The organism is Bradyrhizobium sp. AS23.2, from assembly GCF_001908185.1.
Taxonomy (GTDB): Bacteria; Pseudomonadota; Alphaproteobacteria; order Rhizobiales; family Xanthobacteraceae; genus Bradyrhizobium.
In genome coordinates this window covers 1-2,726 of sequence record NZ_LGHM01000242.1, presented here as the reverse complement: position 1 = coordinate 2,726, position 2,726 = coordinate 1, and the positions used below count along the sequence as shown (strand labels likewise).

The 2,726-nt window shown below is 62.3% G+C and carries 1 protein-coding gene; it reads left to right on the top strand.

The window, feature by feature from the left end:
- Positions 1–73: 73 nt before the first annotated feature.
- The gene (locus AC630_RS39005; protein ID WP_143198663.1) at positions 74–2,542 is read left to right on the top strand and encodes an Ig-like domain repeat protein; all 2,469 of its coding nucleotides are present in this window, start codon (positions 74–76) and stop codon (positions 2,540–2,542) included.
- Positions 2,543–2,726 lie beyond the last annotated feature (184 nt).

Genomic DNA, 2,726 nt, shown 5'->3' with positions numbered 1-2,726 from the left:
ATGAACCAGAAATCCTCCCTTCGTGAAGTCCCTCAATTTGTCTCAAGGGCTCTGACGGCGAACAGCGCATTTATTGGCTCGACGCGTCCCGATATGTGTGCGATCAACTACAACTAACTGGGAAATATCGCAAAAAAGACGTGCTGGGGGTCGTGTGTCCGGTCGCATTGTCGGCAGCATCAAGCTGGCCGCATTTATCGTGTTCGCATTTTTTGCCATTTCGACGTCGGCCAAGGCGTCACCCCCGACAGCGACCGTCGTCGTCACCCCCGGTCAACTGGCCGGTGGTCAAACCGCGACTGTGACAGTCACATTCTCCGAAGCCGTGACCGGCTTTAATTTCGGTGATCTGACGTTGAACAATGCTACTGGGGCAAATCTCACGACGGCGGACAACATAACCTACGGCTTCACCCTCACTGCAGCTTCAGGTGTGACGGCCCCAAACAACCTTATCGTTCTGGACTTGTCCGGAGTGACAAACGGAGCCAGCGAGGCCGGCACCGGCACCGCCGTTTCGAATAACTATTCAGTCGGGCCGATCGGTCAGACCATCACGTTCGGCGCCCAGGCGGCACAGACCTTTGTCGGCGGCGGCACGTTTGCGATCAATCCACTGGCCACTGCAAGCAGCGGCCTGGCGGTGGCCTATTCCTCGTTGACCACGGGCGTCTGCACGGTCAGCGGCAGTACGGTGACGATGATCAGCGCAGGCACCTGCACGCTGGCCGCCGATCAAGCCGGCAATGGCACCACTTACGCGGCGGCGAGCCAGGTCACCCAAAACGTCGCCCTCGCCATGGCGACCAGCAGTGTCGCGCTGATCGCGTCGCTCAACCCGAGCTTGCTGGGACAGGCCATCACCTTCACCACGACAGTATCTGGCTCGTCGCCCACCGGCATGGTCACGTTCAAGGATGGCGCGACGACGCTGGGCACCGGCACCCTCAGTAGCGGACAGGCGACGTTGACCACATCGGCGCTGACGTCCGGAACGCATGCGATCACGGCAGTCTATGGCGGCGATACCAACAACACGTCCGGCACGTCATCGGTGCTGAGCCAGGCCGTGAACCAGGCGGCGACGACGACAGTACTCGTCTCATCCGTCAATCCAAGCACTCCGGGGCAGGCTGTCACCTTCACAGCAACCGTGACAAGCGGGGGCGGCACGCCGGCCGGCACGGTAAGCTTCAACGACGGCGGCACTGCGATCGGCCGCGCGACTTTGGCCGGCGGGATCGCCACCTTGACGACCTCGGCGCTGACGGCCGGCACCCACACCATCACCGCGGTCTATGCCGGCAATGGCAACTTGACGGCCAGCACGTCGGCAGCGCTGCTGCAGGCGGTGAACCCGCCGCAGGACAGTCTGAAGCTGCGGGCCTTGCAGGTCATTGCAACCAAGACCGTGGCGCAAAACTCGGGCGCCGCCATTGCAGGCGCGATCGACACCGCGATCTCCGAAGGCTTTAACGACGGCGGCAGCCTGGTCACGCCGAGTGCAGGCGGCATCCGTTTCAACTTCTCCGCCGATCCCGATCAGGCTGCAACCACTGGCGCCGACGTGTCGGATCGATGGAATGGATTGTACGGGCGCGGCAGCGGCGGCCTGCTGGGTAACGCCAATGGCTACGCGCAGCCGCAATTGCCGCAGAGCGCATCCCGAGTCGACAACGCCTTCGCGGCGATCAATCGCAATACGATGCCCGTCAAGGCGCCGGCGTTTCGCTACGTCGAGCCGAAGGATTGGCTGTTGTGGGCGGATGTCAGAGGCAGCGGCATCGATCGCTGGGGATCGTCGACATCGACACCGATTCTGTACGGCAGCCAGATCAATGCGCTGCTGGGCCTTACGCGCAGGGTCACACCGAATTTTCTGGTCGGCGCGCTCGGCGGCTACGAGACCTTCGACTACCGGTCCGATGCTTTGAGCGGGCATCTCAAGGGCGACGGCTGGACGCTCGGTTCATACCTTGCCTGGAGGTTCGCGCCGGGATTGCGCTTCGATGCAGCCGCGGCGTATTCCGGGATCGGCTATGACGGCACCGCAGGCACCGCCACGGGCAACTTCAGCGGTCATCGCTGGCTGATGTCGAGCGGGCTGACCGGCAACTACAAGACTTACGGTTTCGATATCGAACCTTCGGCGAAGTTCTATGCGCTGTGGGAACGGGAGAACGCCTATACGGACTCGCTCGGTACTCTCCAGGCGGATCGTGCTTTCTTCACCGGGCGCGCCTCGGCCGGCATCAAGCTCAGTTATCCCTGGCTCACGAGCGCCGCCGTGATGCTCGCGCCTTATGCCGGTTTCTACGCGGATTACTACGTCACCGGCGATGATGCCGCTGCCTCGGCGCTGGCCGGGGCCGTGCCGCTCGCTTCCGTCCCGCTGCTCGATGGCTGGTCCGCGCGTGCAACGGGAGGGTTGGCGGCGCGCCTCGGCAATGAGGCCACCGTCGCTCTTGGCGCCGAACTCGGCGGCATCGGCAGCAACGTGCAAATCTGGACTTTCCGTGGAAGAGCATCGGTTCCATTTTGAGGCAGCGAGAAATTATAAATTGATTTCAATGGCATAAGAGTTCGTGATTTTAGGTCAGCTCGGGATCGCGTCCGCCGCCGCCCATCATGCCTCCCTTGTCCCTGTCGGAAACCTAATCCAGCTGGCCCGTGAGGCCGAATCGCGCAATGCTTCTGTCTCATGAGAGAAGCTTACAGCCTGGTCT